Source organism: Pseudomonas sp. C9 (assembly GCF_002000165.1).
Classification (GTDB): Bacteria; Pseudomonadota; Gammaproteobacteria; order Pseudomonadales; family Pseudomonadaceae; genus Aquipseudomonas.
In genome coordinates this window covers 3,987,852-4,002,794 of record NZ_MPAK01000001.1, presented here as the reverse complement: position 1 = coordinate 4,002,794, position 14,943 = coordinate 3,987,852, and the positions used below count along the sequence as shown (strand labels likewise).

Annotated in this window: 12 protein-coding genes and 1 pseudogene; 9 read left to right on the top strand and 4 right to left on the bottom strand. The window is 60.7% G+C overall.

Annotated elements, in window-relative coordinates; genetic code table 11:
- Positions 1 to 46: 46 nt before the first annotated feature.
- The 4 genes from BMS17_RS18635 to edd all read right to left on the bottom strand — a co-directional run bounded on the left by BMS17_RS18635 (position 47) and on the right by edd (position 5,169).
- Positions 47 to 1,516, bottom strand: coding sequence for an ATP-binding protein (locus BMS17_RS18635; protein WP_046032031.1), 1,470 nt, complete (start codon positions 1,514 to 1,516; stop codon positions 47 to 49).
- Positions 1,506 to 2,237 (bottom strand): response regulator, encoded by a 732-nt coding sequence (locus BMS17_RS18630; protein WP_046032032.1) that lies wholly within the window; start codon positions 2,235 to 2,237, stop codon positions 1,506 to 1,508. Before BMS17_RS18630 ends, BMS17_RS18635 begins: the two co-directional genes overlap by 11 nt.
- Positions 2,238 to 2,395: 158 nt before the next feature.
- The gene (locus BMS17_RS18625; RefSeq protein WP_046032033.1) at positions 2,396 to 3,346 is read right to left on the bottom strand and encodes a glucokinase; all 951 of its coding nucleotides are present in this window, start codon (positions 3,344 to 3,346) and stop codon (positions 2,396 to 2,398) included.
- Positions 3,343 to 5,169, bottom strand: a complete 1,827-nt coding sequence (gene edd, locus BMS17_RS18620) for a phosphogluconate dehydratase (protein ID WP_046032034.1) — start codon at positions 5,167 to 5,169, stop codon at positions 3,343 to 3,345. The genes BMS17_RS18625 and edd overlap by 4 nt, the downstream gene beginning before the upstream one ends.
- Before the next feature lie 220 nt (positions 5,170 to 5,389).
- On the opposite strand from edd, the gene gap reads away from it, so the two are divergent.
- The 9 genes and pseudogenes from gap (at position 5,390) to BMS17_RS30970 (ending at position 14,783) form a co-directional block, all read left to right on the top strand.
- The gene (gap, locus tag BMS17_RS18615; protein ID WP_077431389.1) at positions 5,390 to 6,391 is read left to right on the top strand and encodes a type I glyceraldehyde-3-phosphate dehydrogenase; all 1,002 of its coding nucleotides are present in this window, start codon (positions 5,390 to 5,392) and stop codon (positions 6,389 to 6,391) included.
- A 17-nt stretch (positions 6,392 to 6,408) separates the two neighbouring features.
- The gene (locus BMS17_RS18610) at positions 6,409 to 6,873 is read left to right on the top strand and encodes a methylglyoxal synthase (RefSeq protein WP_077431388.1); all 465 of its coding nucleotides are present in this window, start codon (positions 6,409 to 6,411) and stop codon (positions 6,871 to 6,873) included.
- Between the two features lie 76 nt (positions 6,874 to 6,949).
- A complete protein-coding gene (locus tag BMS17_RS18605; RefSeq protein WP_077431387.1) occupies positions 6,950 to 7,468 on the top strand; it encodes an RNA polymerase sigma factor in 519 nt (172 codons plus the stop codon).
- An 83-nt stretch (positions 7,469 to 7,551) separates the two neighbouring features.
- Positions 7,552 to 8,517 (top strand): FecR domain-containing protein, encoded by a 966-nt coding sequence (locus BMS17_RS18600; protein WP_077431386.1) that lies wholly within the window; start codon positions 7,552 to 7,554, stop codon positions 8,515 to 8,517.
- A gap of 122 nt (positions 8,518 to 8,639) precedes the next feature.
- Complete coding sequence (locus BMS17_RS18595) at positions 8,640 to 11,204, top strand: TonB-dependent receptor (protein WP_077431385.1); 2,565 nt, start codon at positions 8,640 to 8,642, stop codon at positions 11,202 to 11,204.
- 114 nt (positions 11,205 to 11,318) lie between these two features.
- The gene (locus BMS17_RS18590) at positions 11,319 to 11,927 is read left to right on the top strand and encodes a biliverdin-producing heme oxygenase (protein WP_046032040.1); all 609 of its coding nucleotides are present in this window, start codon (positions 11,319 to 11,321) and stop codon (positions 11,925 to 11,927) included.
- Between the two features lie 137 nt (positions 11,928 to 12,064).
- Complete coding sequence (locus BMS17_RS18585; RefSeq protein ID WP_077431384.1) at positions 12,065 to 12,460, top strand: YbaN family protein; 396 nt, start codon at positions 12,065 to 12,067, stop codon at positions 12,458 to 12,460.
- Between the two features lie 178 nt (positions 12,461 to 12,638).
- Positions 12,639 to 13,877 (top strand): annotated as a pseudogene (locus tag BMS17_RS30975) (chemotaxis protein); the annotation flags it as partial.
- Positions 13,878 to 14,027: 150 nt separating this feature from the next.
- Positions 14,028 to 14,783, top strand: coding sequence for a methyl-accepting chemotaxis protein (locus BMS17_RS30970; protein ID WP_371916731.1), 756 nt, complete (start codon positions 14,028 to 14,030; stop codon positions 14,781 to 14,783).
- Positions 14,784 to 14,943 lie beyond the last annotated feature (160 nt).

The following is a 14,943-nucleotide window of genomic DNA, read 5'->3' as shown; positions in this document are numbered from 1 at the left end:
CCTGTGGGAGCAAAGCTTGCTCGCGATGAACGATTACGCGGCCTGACTAGTCAACGCTGCGCGGCAACTGCAACGTCACCCGCAACCCACCCTCACGCAGGTTTTGCAGGCTCACTTCCCCACCATGGCTATGCGCAATGTTGCGCGCAATTCCCAGCCCCAGCCCATACCCCTGCTGCTGCCCGGCCAGGCGGAAGTGCGGTTCGAAGACCTGTTCCAACCGTTGCTCGGGCACACCCGGCCCTTCGTCATCGACGTGCAGGACAAACGCACTGTCGTCATCATCGATGTGCAAATGCGCGTTCTGCCCGTACTTCAAGGCGTTGTCGATCAGGTTGCCAATACAACGTTTAAGTGCCAACGGCTTGCCGGGGTACGCTGCCAGCGCCCGCCCCTGCTGAGTCACGCGACCATTGCCATTGGGTGCCAGATACGGCTCCACCAGGCAATCAAGCACATGGTTGAGGTCCACCGGTTCGATGTTTTCGTGAATGTCGGTGTCTTTCACGCATTGCAGCGCGCCTTTGACCAGCAACTCCAGCTCATCCAGATCCCGTCCGAACTTGGCTTGCAGCTTTTCGTCTTCCAGCAATTCCACGCGCAGGCGCAAGCGAGTGATGGGCGTACGCAGGTCATGGGAAATCGCACTGAACAACTGGCTGCGCTCGGTCAGGTACCGGCTGATGCGTTCGCGCATGGCATTGAATGCACGGCTCACTTCGACCACTTCACTGCCGCCGCCCTCAGCCACCGATTGCACGTCGGCCCCCAGCGACATGTCCCGGGCGGCACGGGCCAGACGCTTGAGCGGACGGCTCTGCCAGTGCACCAGCAAACCGATGAACAGCAGCAGAAAACCGCTGGTGAGCACAATGAACCAGACCTGCTGCGCCGGCAGCCCCTGCTCTTCAAGACTGGTGTAGGGCTCGGGCAGCAGCGAGGCGATGTACAGCCATTCACCCGGCGCCATCTGGATTTGCGTAACCAGCACAGGCGGGTTCACCGGCTCCAGCGTCAAGGCGTAGTGCGCCCACGAGCGAGGCAATTCGTCGAGCTTCAGGCCACCGTTGAAAATTCGCAGGTCTTCGGGGCTGACGAAGGTCACCGAAATGTCGGTGTCCTGACCCAGTGACTGGCGCAGCACTTCGTCCACCGCTTTGAGCACCGCTTCCTTGCGCGGGGTGATCGGCAGCACGTCCATGCCCAAGGGTTTGTCGTTGAGGGTCACCACGAATCGGGTGCCGCCCATACTGCGCAACTGGTCCAGCACCAACGGCCTGAAAGCGACCGGCAGCGAGCGGAAATAACTGACGCTGGCCGTCATCGAATGCGCCAGGCTGCGGGCACTGGTGACCAGGCCTTCAAGCTGCGTCGCGCGCAATTGCGACACCCAGATAACGCTCGACAACGTCTGCGCAAACAACACCGCCAGCAACGTCAGCAGCAACATCCGCCCCAGCAGCGAACGCGGCATCGGCACCTTGGCCGCAAGCTTGCGCAAAGACTCAGTGGCCATTGCTGGCAATCACATTGGCGGCCAGTTGATAGCCGCTGCCGCGCACGGTGCGAATCAATCGTGGCGGTTTTTCAGTGTCACGCAGGCGTTGACGCAAACGGCTGACCGCCATGTCGACGATGCGGTCCAGCGGCATCAAATCGCGACCCCGGGTGGCGTTGCCGATGGTGTCTCGATCGAGGATTTCCTGGGGGTGGTCGAGGAACAGTTTCAGCAACGCGAAATCGGCGCCGGACAGAATCACTTCTTCACCGTCGGTGTGGAACAGTCGATGGCTGACCATGTCCAGGCGCCAGTCATCGAAGGCCAGCACTTCGCCGCCGTTGCGTTCCTGACCGAACTGCGCGCGGCGCAACAACGCCTTGATGCGCGCCTGCAATTCACGGGGGCTGAACGGTTTGCCAAGGTAATCGTCAGCACCCAGCTCCAGGCCAATGACCCGGTCGGCTTCGTCGGAGCTGGCGGTGAGCATGATGATCGGCACTTGCGCCTGACGCGGGTGCTGGCGAACCCAGCGGCAGAGGCTGAAGCCATCTTCGTCCGGGAGCATCACATCGAGGATCACCAGATCGCTCGGCGCCTCGTTCAGCGCCTGGCGAAAACCGGCGCCATCGGGCGTGGTGCGGACCTGGAAACCGGCGCGGGTCAGGTAGGTGTCCAGCAACTCGCGTATCTCTTGATCGTCATCGACCAACAAAATCGACTTGTTGACTGAGCTCACGGGGCGGCGTCCTTGTTGTTTGAATTGGGCGGATTATGCCTGATCGTGCAAAGAACGTTGGTGTCTGTGAGGACCCCATCGCGAGCAAGCTCAGCGCCTACAGGTCATCACAACCCTGTGTAGGAGCCGAGCTTGCTCGCGATGAATGGTACTCGGTCTCAAGCCTGTTCCAGCGCCACACCCGCGCCCATCAGGCCGGAATACGGTGCCGTCACCAGCCACACCGGGATGCCTTTGAAGTAGTCACTCATGCAGCCCTTGTCGGCGAAGCACCGGGCAAATCCGCTTTCAAGGAAGAAATCGGCGAACCGCGGGATCACCCCGCCAACGATGTACACGCCACCGCGCGCGCCGGTGGTCAGCACGTTGTTGCCGGCCACGCGGCCAAGCCAGCAACAGAACTGCTCCAGCACTTCCAATGCAATCGGGTCACCGGCCAACCCGGCCGCAGTAATCGCTTCCGGGGTTTCAAGTACCGGCGTGTGACCGTCCACCGCACAAATCGCCCGGTAAACCCGTGGCAAACCGCCGCCGCTCAACGCGGTTTCAGCACTGACATGCCCGATCTCATTGAAGATGTGTTGCCACAGCTGAGTTTCCCGCGGACTGCTCAACGGCAAGTCGACGTGACCGCCCTCACCCGGCAACGCGGCAAAACGCCCTTCACCGAGATCCAGCAACGTACCCACGCCAAGACCAGTGCCCGGACCAATCACCACGGCCGGGCGCAACGGTTCCGGCATGCCTTCGCAGACCACGCGGAATTCGCCGGGCTGCAAACGGGTCATGCCCAGCGCCATGGCCGAGAAGTCATTGACCAGCAACAGCTGCTCGACCTGCAAGGTCTCGCAGAAACCCTTGCGGCTCAGTCGCCAGTGATTGTTGGTGAACTTGAATTCATCGCCACTCACGGGACCGGCCACCGACAGGCACACCGAGCCGATCGAACCCGGCGCCAGCCCCAAACCACTCAGGTAAAGATTGATCGCGTCTTCCGGATGGGCGAAGTCTGCCGTCGCCAGCACCTGGACCGATTCCAGTTGCTGGTTTTTCCACAACGCGAAACGTGCGTTGGTCCCACCGATGTCACCGACCAAAGCCAGTTTCAATTAAGCGTCTCCAGGGCAGAAGTAAAGGCGCTGGCGCCCTGCTCCGCCGAGCTGAAGGCCATGCGCATGAAACCAAACAGTTCACGACCGCTGCCAATGTTATTGCCCAACAGGCCCTTGGCAGGTTCGCGCGCTGCGAATTCAGCGGCGTCCACCTTAAGCTCCAGGGTGCCTTTGACGCCATCGACGCGGATGATATCGCCCTCTTGCACCCGCGCCAAAGCGCCACCGACATACGCTTCGGGGCTGACATGAATCGCCGCCGGGATTTTGCCCGAGGCACCGGACATACGCCCGTCCGTCACCAGCGCCACTTTGAAGCCACGATCCTGCAGCACGCCAAGGAACGGCGTCATCTTGTGCAGTTCCGGCATGCCATTGGAGCGCGGGCCCTGGAAGCGCATCACCGCGACAAAATCCTTCTCCAGCAAACCGGCCTTGAACGCATCGGCCAGGTCCTGCTGATCCTGGAACACCATCGCCGGTGCTTCGACGATCTGGTTTTCCAAGGCTACGGCCGAGACTTTCATCACGCCGCGCCCCAGGTTGCCTTCCATCACCCGCAAACCGCCCTCAGGCGAAAAGGCGCGAGCGACCGGGCGCAGGATGCTTTCGTCGAGGCTGTCGGTCACGCCTTCGCGCCAGACCAGTTCGCCGTTATCGAGGAACGGTTCCATGGTGTAACGACGCAGGCCGTGACCCAGCACGGTGTTGACGTTTTCGTGGAGCAGCCCGGCGTCCAGCAGTTCGCGGATCAGGAACGACATGCCGCCCGCCGCCTGGAAGTGGTTGATGTCGGCTTTGCCGTTCGGGTAGACGTGGCTCAGGGTCGGCACGACTTCGGAGAGGTCGGCCATGTCCTGCCAGGTCAACTGGATACCCGCCGCCATGGCGATGGCCGGCATGTGCAAGGTGTGGTTGGTCGAGCCGCCCGTGGCATGCAGCGCCACGATGGAGTTGACCAGCGAACGCTCGTCGACGATTTCGCCGATCGGCATGAAGTCGCCGTTCTGCTTGGTCAGACGCGTTACCTGGTGCGCCGCTTCGCGAGTCAAGGCATCGCGCAGTGGCGTGTTCGGGTTGACGAAGGAGGCGCCCGGCAAGTGCAGGCCCATGACTTCCATCAGCAATTGGTTGGTGTTGGCGGTGCCGTAGAACGTGCAGGTGCCAGGGCTGTGGTAGGAATTCATTTCCGATTCCAACAGCTCTTCGCGGCTGGCCTTGCCTTCGGCGTAGCGCTGGCGCACATCGGCTTTCTGCTTGTTGGAAATGCCCGAGACCATCGGCCCGCCCGGCACAAAAATCGTCGGCAGATGACCGAAACGCAAAGCCCCCATCATCAGGCCCGGCACGATCTTGTCGCAGATGCCGAGCATCAGCGCGCCGTCGAACATGTTGTGGGATAACGCCACGGCGGTGGACATCGCGATCACTTCGCGGCTCGGCAAGCTCAGTTCCATGCCCGGCTCGCCCTGGGTCACGCCGTCGCACATGGCCGGGGTGCCGCCGGCAAACTGGCCGACCGAACCGATCTCGCGCAGCGCTCTTTTGATCTGTTCCGGGAAGACTTCATACGGCTGGTGTGCCGAGAGCATGTCGTTATATGACGAAACTATCGCGATGTTGGCGGAGTTCATCATCCGCAGACTGTTCTTGTCTTCCGTACCGCAACCCGCCACGCCGTGGGCGAAGTTGGCGCATTGCAGCTTGCCGCGCATCGGACCGTCGCTGGCCGCACCGCGAATCAAAGCAAGGTAGGCCTCACGTGTGGCGCGGCTACGGGCGATAAGCCGTTCGGTGACCTCAAGGACGCGGGGATGCATGTGTAGAACTCCAGGCTAACGGATGTGGCGACCTGATTGTCTATGCTGAACAAGGACCGTTGTGATTGGGATGACAGACGGTTTTCTTGATCGGTCGGACCAGTTTGTTCAGGTCACTCGTTGTAGATTGAACAAAATATTGCCATTAAAAAGGCTTGTTTTCTATTTTTATGCGAATAATCTTGTAATTCCAACAACAAAACGACGGCGGCCCTGTTAAATGACTCTTCGAATCGCAATCAATGGTTTTGGCCGAATTGGCCGCAACGTCTTACGCGCACTGTATACCCAAGGCTATCGTCAGGACCTGCAGATCGTTGCCATCAATGATTTGGGTGACAGCGCGATCAACGCTCATCTGCTCAAGTACGACACTGTTCACGGCACGTTCGACGCCGATGTCCAGCACGACCAGGAGAGCCTGACCGTCAACGGCGACCGCATCGCCGTCAGCGCCATTCGCAACCCCGCCGAACTGCCCTGGGCTGCAGAAAAGATTGATGTCGTGTTCGAATGCACCGGTCTGTTCACCGACCGCGCCAAAGCCGCCGCGCATATTACGGCCGGCGCGCGCAAAGTCATCATCTCGGCCCCGGCCAAAGGCGCCGACGCCACCGTGGTGTATGGGGTTAACCACGACATTTTGCGCCAACACCACCAAATCATTTCCAACGCGTCGTGCACCACCAACTGCCTGGCCCCGGTCGCTCAGGTGCTGCACCGTGAACTCGGGATCGAGAGCGGTCTGATGACCACGATCCACGCCTACACCAACGATCAAAACCTGACCGATGTCTATCACACCGACCCGTACCGCGCCCGTTCCGCCACCCAGAACATGATCCCGAGCAAGACCGGTGCCGCTGAAGCCGTCGGCCTCGTCCTGCCGGAACTGGCGGGCAAGCTGACCGGCATGGCCGTTCGCGTGCCCGTGATCAATGTGTCGCTGGTGGACCTGACCGTTCAGCTCAAGCGTGAAGCGTCGGCCGATGAAGTGAATGCGCTGATGAAAGAAGCCAGCCAGCATTCGAAGATTCTCGGGTACAACACCCTGCCGCTGGTTTCCAGCGACTTCAACCACAACCCGCTGTCGTCGATCTTCGACGCCAACCACACCAAGTCCAGCGGCAAGCTGCTCAAGGTGTTGGCCTGGTACGACAACGAATGGGGCTTTTCCAACCGCATGCTCGATAACTGCCTGGCATTGTGCAACGCTGAATAAGCCCGGAGCAGTCACCGATGATCGGTATCAGTTTTACGCAAAAGACCCTGGCGGCGCGCAAGCGTATCGCCTTGGTCGCCCATGACCACTGCAAAGTGTTTTTGCTGGACTGGGCCGAACGGCACAAAGACAAACTCGCGCAACATGAACTGGTCGCCACCGGCACCACCGGGTTGTTATTACAACAACGCCTCGACCTGCCGGTGGAAAGCATGATCAGCGGACCTTTGGGCGGTGACCAACAGCTCGGCGCACGCATCGCCGAGCAGCGCGTCGACCTGCTGGTGTTTTTCTGGGACCCGTTCGAGCCGCAACCCCACGACCCGGACATCAAGGCTTTGCTGCGCGTGGCGGCGGTCTGGAACATTCCGGTGGCGTGCAATGAATGCAGCGCCGACTACCTGCTCAGCAGCCCGTTGATGGATCAGGCACACGAACATCGCATCCCCGATTACGCGACGTATTTATCCGGCCGAGCGTAACCCCTCACAATCAGTACTTGACCATCCGAGCGGATGATAAGCATTATCATTCGCTCGAAATGGATCAGGTTCCCCCGTGAGTCAATCGCGCTTCAATCATGTCTTCATCGCCCAGCGCGTTTCGCTGCTGCGCACGTTGGAGCGGATGGTCAACAATCACAGCACTGCCGAAGACCTCCTGCAGGAGACCTACCTGCGAGTGACTCGCGCGCTGGGTGAACGGCCCATCGATCACCTCGAACCCTTCGTGTTCCAGACCGCCCGCAACCTGGCGCTGGACCATTTGCGCGCGCGTCGCATTCAGTCCCGCACCCTGCTCGACGACGTGCCGCTGGACGTGGTGGAAAGCATCGCCGCCCCTACCAGCAGCGCCGAAGATGCCGTCCATGCCGAACAATTGCTGGAGCGTTTGAACGTGAGCCTCGGTGAACTGAGCCATCGTCAGCAGCAGATTTTTATCCTCAGCCGCCTGAACGGACACAGTTATCTGGAGATCGCCGAGAAGCTCGGCGTCTCGTTGAGTACTGTGCAGAAGGAACTGAAGCTGATCATGACGATCTGCATCGGAGTCGCCGAGCGCTCAAACGGCGACTGAGTTCGTCAGGCTTTGCTACCCTTGCCCCACTTCCAAGCCTCACTAAAAAAACAGCCGTGCACAGACACTGCCGAGGAAACACCGTGACGGACACCCACCGCTCCCCTTCGCCCTCGCCGGCCAGGGACCCCGCCAACGCGATGGACCAGGCCCTGGACTGGCTGATCGTGCTGGGCAGCCCGAGCGAAGACCAGACCCAGGCGTTTCATGACTGGCTGGCTGCTGATCTGCTGCATGCCGAGGCGTTCGCCAAGGCGCAGGCGATCTGGGATGGCCCGCAAGTGGTGCAATGCGCACAACAACTGGCCGCCCGGCCGCCGAAAGTAACCGTCCTGTCGCGCCTGCGTCCGCACTGGAAACCCTTGGCGACGGCCGCCGTGTTGATCCTCGGCCTGTTCAGTTTCAGCAACCTGCCGATGCGCCTTCAGGCCGACCACTTGACCGTGATCGGTGAACGCCAGCGCCTGCAATTGGAGGACGGCTCCAAAGTGCTGCTCAATACCGACTCGGCGTTTTCCAGCACCATCAACGATCAACAGCGCGTGGCCAGGTTGTATCAGGGCGAAGCGTTTTTCGAAGTGCAAGCCAGTCGTGGCCAGCCATTGGAAATCGACGCCGGGCCCGTTACGGCCAGCGTGCGCGATACCGCGTTTGCCGTGCGTTATCTGGACGGCGTGACGCAGGTTCGGGTGCAGCGCGGGGATGTCGACTTGCGGGCGACGCACGACGATACGCGTGTGCGCCTCAGCGCCGGTGAAAGCATTCGTATCGGCCCCAACGGTTTCGACCGGCCCGCCAAGCTCGATGCCGCCACCGAACTGGCCTGGGTCCAGGGCCGACTGGTGTTCGAGAACTGCCCGCTGAGCCAGGTACTGGCAGAGCTGCGTCGCTACTATCCGGGCTGGATCATCAACAACAACGAGCAATTGGCCGACGTCGCGGTGACCGGCAATTACCGTCTCGACCAACCGCTGGATGTGGTCCGCTCGCTGGCACACATCACCTCCGCACGGCTTCAGGAATTCCCCGCTTTAGTCATCCTGAACTAAATGAGAATTATTTTTACTCGATAGCACGCGTTCGTTCGTCTCGTTATAGCCAATGCAATTGATTCGCATCTCTACATGCCAATCAGCACCTATAAAGATTCGTGCGACACGGAGCGCTATCGATGTCCTCTCGCCTTACCCGCCAGTCCTCTTCACCTTCCTGCGTGCTGTCGCTGCTGACCGCCGCCATCCTCATGGCCGGTACCGCGCCGCTCATGGCCGCCACGGCGGCCGAACCGTCGACCCGCAACATGGGTGATTATTCGTTCGCCATCCCTGCTCAGTCGCTGGTGTCGGCACTCAATGCCTTTACCGCCGTGACAGGTTGGCAAGTCGGCTTGCCGGCAGAGCTGGCTGAAGGCGTGGCTTCCCAGGGCGTACGCGGTTCGTTGCCACCGGAAAAAGCCCTCGATCGCCTGTTGGTGGGGACCAACCTGAGCTATCGCAAACTGGGCACCAGCAACATTGTGCTGGAGAAACGCAGCAACAACGGCGCGATCAACCTGGACCAGGTCACGATCAGCGCCACCCGTAATGAACAGGACGTGAACAGCGTACCGAGCACAGTCAGCGTTTATACCCGTGAAGACCTGGACCGCAACAACGTCAATACCATCAAGGAACTGGTGCGCTATGAACCGGGCGTTTCGGTTGGCGGCACAGGCCAGCGCGCCGGTCTAACGGGCTACAACATCCGTGGCATCGACGGCGATCGCGTATTGACCCAGGTCGATGGGGTGCAAGTGCCGGACAGTTTCTTCAACGGCCCGTATGCCCAGACCAACCGCAACTACGTCGACCCGGAAATCGTCAAACGCGTGGAAATCCTCCGGGGCCCCGCGTCGGTGTTGTATGGCAGCAACGCCATCGGCGGCGCTGTCAGCTACTACACGCTGGACCCGGATGACATCATCAAACCTGGCAAGGACGTCGGCGCGCGCCTGAAAACCGGTTACAGCTCGGCCGATGAAAGCTGGCTGACCTCCGGCACCGTGGCCGGCCGTACCGGCGAGTTCGACGGCCTGCTGCACCTGAGCCAGCGCAACGGTCATGAAACAGAGTCTTACGGCGAAACCGGTGGCACCGGCCTGAACCGCACCGAGGCCAACCCTGAGGACGTGCGCACCACCAGCGTACTGGCCAAGCTGGGCTGGGATTACGCCGACGACGCGCGCTTTGGTTTGACTTTCGAAAACTACAAGGCCGACAGCGACACCAACCAGTTGAGCGCGGTGGGCGGCCCGTTCAACGCCGGGCGTGGTTTCGGCTTCTATAAATCCCGTACCGGGAACGACACGATCACTCGCGAACGTTTTGGCCTGGATCATAACTTTGGTCTGGACAGCGCCCTGGCAGACAACATCAAGTGGACCCTGAACTATCAGATCGCCAAGGCCGACCAGAGCACCCAGGAAATCTACGCACCTTCGCGCACCGTGCTGCGCAACCGCGACACCAACTACAAAGATCGCCAGTGGGTGTTCGATGTCCAGGCTGACAAGTCATTCGCCATTGCCGACACCGCTCACCTCGTCACCTACGGCACGACCATCAAACAGGACAAAGTCACCGGCCTGCGTACCGGCACCGGCACCTGTCTGACTGTGGCCGGTTCCTGCCGGGTCATCGGTGCCGCGAGCCCCGCCGACACCCTGAAACCGGCGAGCGATTTCCCCGATCCGACGATCAACACTTACAGCCTGTTTGCCCAGGATCAGATCAGCTGGGGCAACTGGACCTTCCTGCCCGGTGCTCGTTACGACTACACCCAACTCAAGCCGCACGTCACCGACGAGTTCCTGGCCACCGCCGACCAGAGCGGCAACGGCGTCGTGAGCGAAGACACCAAGACCTGGCATCAACTGTCGCCAAAACTCGGCACCACCTACCGCTTCAACGACAACTACACCTGGTATGGCCAATACGCCGAAGGCTTCCGCACGCCGACGGCCAAGGCTTTGTATGGTCGCTTCGAAAACCTCGCGGGCGGCTATCAGGTCGCCCCTAACCCGGACCTGGAACCGGAAAAGAGCAAGAGCTATGAAACCGGCCTGCGCGGTCAGTTCGAGGCCGGCACGTTCGATGTGGCGGTGTTCTACAACAAATACCGCGACTTCATTGACGAGAACGCCATTACGCCCGGCTATACCGAGACCACGTTCCAGAGCAACAACATCGCCCACGCGACCATCAAAGGTGTGGAGCTCAAGGGTCGCCTGAACCTGGACAACTTCGGCGCTCCGAACGGCCTCTATACCCAAGGCTCGGCGGCCTACCAGTACGGTCGCAACGATGACACCGGTCAGCCGCTGAACAGTATCAACCCGCTGACCGGCGTGTTCGGCCTGGGTTACGACCAGGACAACTACGGCGCCCTGCTGAACTGGACACTGGTCAAGCGCAAGACCCGCGTCGACAGCACCAGCTTCAAGACTCCGGACGGCACCAGCACCCAGTTCAAGACACCGGGTTATGGCGTGCTCGACCTGGCCGGTTTCTACAAGGTGACCGACGACGTGACCGTCAACGCCGGCCTCTACAACCTGACCAACAAAAAGTACTGGCAATGGGATGACGTACGCGGCTACGACAGCGTCGGCGAAGCCTCGGTGACTCAGCCGGCCAACCTCGACCGCCTGACCCAGCCGGGTCGCAACTTCGCGGTCAATCTGGTCTGGGATATCTGATCCCGCCCGGCTCACTGTGCAGCCCAGTAAAAGCTGCACAGTGAAGATTTTTTACTGTCGCGCGCCTGCTGATTCGTCTCGTTACCAAGCGCCTCCATTTCTCAAGGATTTCTCATGACCTCTCAGGACACCGCTCAACGCCCTGCTCTGCGTTCGCAACGTTTGAACCAGATCACCCACGAACCGCATACCAAACTCGATGCCTTGGTCAAAGCCCACGCGCCGTTTGAAACCCAGGCCAACTTCGCCCGTTTCGTGGTCGCTCAGTACCTGTTCCAGTCGGAACTGGTGTCGCTGTACAACGATGCCGCACTGACCGCGATTGTTCCCGACCTGCCGGCCCGTTGCCGTGCCGAAGCGGCCAAGGCTGACCTCGCTGATCTGGAAACCGAAGTGCCGGCCGCCATTGCCGGTGCCGTGAAGAACCCGACCCAGGCCGAAGCGCTGGGCTGGCTGTTCGTTTCCGAAGGGTCGAAGCTCGGCGCGGCGTTCCTGATCAAGCGAGCCGTTGGCCTGGGCTTGAGTGAAACCTTCGGCGCCCGCCATCTTGGCGAACCAACCGGTGGTCGCGCTGAAGGCTGGAAAAGTTTCGTGAAGACGCTGGATGGCCTGACGCTCAGCGCACAGGAAGAAGCCGATCTGGACAAAGGCGCCATCGACGCGTTCAACCGGTTTACCGTGTTGCTGGAACAGGCTTACGCCACCGCAGCCGAACCGGCCTGAAGCCAAACAACTATCCTGTGGGAGCGGGCTTGCCCGCGATTGCAATGTGACATTCAGCATCTTTGTTGAAGGGTAGACCGTCATCGCGGGCAAGCCCGCTCCCACAGGTCCGCCTCACCCCCGTGCCCTTGAGACCAATGCCTCAGCCCTCCTCTTCAAAACTCTCCCGCCTGCTCTTCGGCCTGCTGGCCTACATCAGCCTCGGTATCGGCCTGATCGCCATCGTCGTGCCCGGCCTGCCCACCACCGAATTCATCCTGCTCGCCGCCTGGGCCGCGACCCGCAGTTCGCCGCGCTTGAGTGCCTGGCTGGAAAACCATCGGCTGTTCGGTTCGATCCTGCGCAACTGGCGCAACGGCAAGATCATCACCCGTCGAGCCAAGGTCAGTGCCACCGTCAGCATGTTGCTGTGCGCCACGCTGATGCTGGTGATGCTCGATCACGGCTGGCCGATTTACCTGGCGATTGCCGGCATGAGCCTGGGCAATCTGTGGATCTGGTCGCGACCGGAATCAGTACCGAGAATTTCCTGAAATTCAGCTCTTTTCAGGGCATTTTCCTGCGCAAACGGTCAACCACTACCGTTCGTCGACTTGCGTTCATGCAACCTTCACAAAGCGCCGATGTGCATTGAATGGCGCTAAATGGATTTGGCGTACCGAGTCGGTTTCGACTCCTTGCCAACACTTCATCCATTTGTGAGTTCGCCCTATGTTCGACTCCCTCTCTATCCGTCTGAAAATCGTTTTGCTCTCCGGTCTTTGCCTGCTCGGCGTGGTCGTCTTGATCGTCGGCATGAACATTTACCAGACCAATCAGAACGATGATCTGGTCAACGCCTCCAGCAGCAAAATGCTCACCGACAGCGTACAGAGCCTGCTGCAAGCCAAAGCTGCCGAACAAGCGGTGCGAGTGCAGAAGACCTTCGGTGAAACGCTGACGGTGGTGACGGCCCTGGCCGATCAGATCAAGGACATGCGCACCCTGGCGGCCAAGCGCTCGCTTGACGCCGGCGCCCTGCGTGAAGAGTTGAACCAGAACCTGAAAACCGCGTTCGAGCGCAACAGCAAAGTGCTGGGGATCTGGCTGGCGTTCGAGCCCAACGGGCTGGATGGCAAGGACAGCGAGTTCGTCAATGATGCGGTCCGCCAGTCCAACGAAGCCGGGCGATTCGCCACGTATTGGAGCCGTGCAGGGGGCGAGGCGCTCAACACAATCATGGTCGAAGAGGACATGACCAAAACCACCCTGAACCTCAGCGGCACACCCTACAACGTCTGGTACACCTGCCCACGTGACAGCAAGCGTACCTGCCTGCTCGACCCCTACGCCGATACCGTCGGCGCTAACAAAACAGAAGTGTTGATGACCACCATTTCCGTGCCGCTGCTGGTGGATGGCAAGTCCATCGGCGTGGTCGGTGTCGACATCGCGCTAGATGCCCTGCAAGCGGCGGCGGTCGACTCCCAGCGTGAACTGTTCAACAGCGCCGGGCACATGCTGATCGTCTCCGGCACAGGCGTGCTCGCGGCCTACAGTGTCGACGCCGGTAAAGTCGGCAAGAGCATCGGCGACACCCTCGGCGCGGACGGCAGGGACATCCTGCAATTGCTCGGCAGCGGAGCGCCGAAGATTCTTCAGCAAGGCGACCTGATCCGCGCGGTCTACCCGGTCAGCCCCATCACTGACGCGAAAACCTGGGCCGTGGTGATCGACTTGCCCAAACAAGTGTTGCTGGCCGACTCGGTGAAACTGCAAGCGGTGCTCGATGACGCCCAGCAAAGCGGCACGATCAAAGCGGTGCTGGGTGCCGTCATTGCTGGTTTGGGCGGCTTGCTGCTGATCTGGCTCACCGCGTCGGGCGTGACCCGCCCGATCAACAGCGTGGCCGACATGCTCAAGGCGATTGCCAGCGGCGACGGCGACCTGACCCAGCGTTTGAACTACAGCAAGAAAGACGAATTGGGTGAACTGGTCAGCTGGTTCAATCGCTTCCTCGACAAGCTGCAACCGACCATCGCGCAGATCAAGCAAAGCATCACCGACGCCCGCGGCACGGCCGACCAGTCTTCGGAAATCGCCCGTCAGACCAGCGAAGGCATGCAAGTGCAGTTCCGTGAAATCGACCAGGTCGCCACCGCGTCCAACGAAATGAGCGCCACCGCCCACGACGTTGCCAACAGTGCCTCGAACGCCGCCAGTGCGGCCAAAGGTGCCGACCAATCGGCCCGAGATGGCATGCAGATCATCGAGCGCAGCACCCGCGACATCAATCAACTGGCGGACGAAGTCAGCAAAGCGGTGACCGAAGTCGAAGCGTTGGCGGTCAACAGTGAGCAGATCGGTTCGGTGCTGGAAGTGATCCGCAGCATTGCCGAACAAACCAACCTGCTGGCGCTCAACGCCGCGATTGAAGCGGCCCGTGCCGGTGAAAGCGGTCGCGGGTTTGCGGTGGTGGCCGACGAGGTGCGCAACCTGGCCAAACGCACGCAGGATTCGGTGGAAGAAATTCGCCAGGTGATCGAGCGCATCCAGAGCGGCACGCGCGGCGTGGTCGCCACCATGCATTCGAGCCAGACCCAGGCCCACAACAACGCTGGGCAGATCCAGCAAGCGGTCCAGGCCCTGGGCAAAATCAGTGATGCCGTGACGGTGATCAGCGACATGAACCTGCAAATCGCCAGCGCTGCCGAACAGCAAAGCGCAGTGGCCGAAGAGGTCAACCGCAACGTCTCGGCGATCCGCACCGTCACCGAAACCCTGACCGGCCAGGCCACCGAATCGGCGCAGATCAGCAGCCATCTCAACTCGCTGACCACGCACCAGATGAAATTGATGGATCAGTTCCGGGTGTAATTCACGTTCCTGTAGGAGCAAGGCTTGCCCGCGACAGGATCGTTCCCACGCTCTGCGTGGGAATGCAGCCCGGGACGCTCTGCGTCCCAAAAGCGGACGCAGAGCGTCCATTGAGGCATTCCCACGCAGAGCGTGGGAACGATCATCTGGTCTGTCAGCC

Excerpts from the sequence above, each read along its gene's own strand:
- BMS17_RS18590 (WP_046032040.1), top strand. The coding sequence starts at position 11,319 with ATGACCTCTCAGGACACCGCTCAACGCCCTGCTCTGCGTTCGCAACGT.
- edd (WP_046032034.1), bottom strand. The coding sequence starts at position 5,169 with ATGCATCCCCGCGTCCTTGAGGTCACCGAACGGCTTATCGCCCGTAGC.
- BMS17_RS18585 (WP_077431384.1), top strand. The coding sequence starts at position 12,065 with ATGCCTCAGCCCTCCTCTTCAAAACTCTCCCGCCTGCTCTTCGGCCTG.
- gap (WP_077431389.1), top strand. The coding sequence starts at position 5,390 with ATGACTCTTCGAATCGCAATCAATGGTTTTGGCCGAATTGGCCGCAAC.
- BMS17_RS18595 (WP_077431385.1), top strand. The coding sequence starts at position 8,640 with ATGTCCTCTCGCCTTACCCGCCAGTCCTCTTCACCTTCCTGCGTGCTG.
- BMS17_RS30970 (WP_371916731.1), top strand. The coding sequence starts at position 14,028 with ATGCAAGTGCAGTTCCGTGAAATCGACCAGGTCGCCACCGCGTCCAAC.
- BMS17_RS18610 (WP_077431388.1), top strand. The coding sequence starts at position 6,409 with ATGATCGGTATCAGTTTTACGCAAAAGACCCTGGCGGCGCGCAAGCGT.
- BMS17_RS18635 (WP_046032031.1), bottom strand. The coding sequence starts at position 1,516 with ATGGCCACTGAGTCTTTGCGCAAGCTTGCGGCCAAGGTGCCGATGCCG.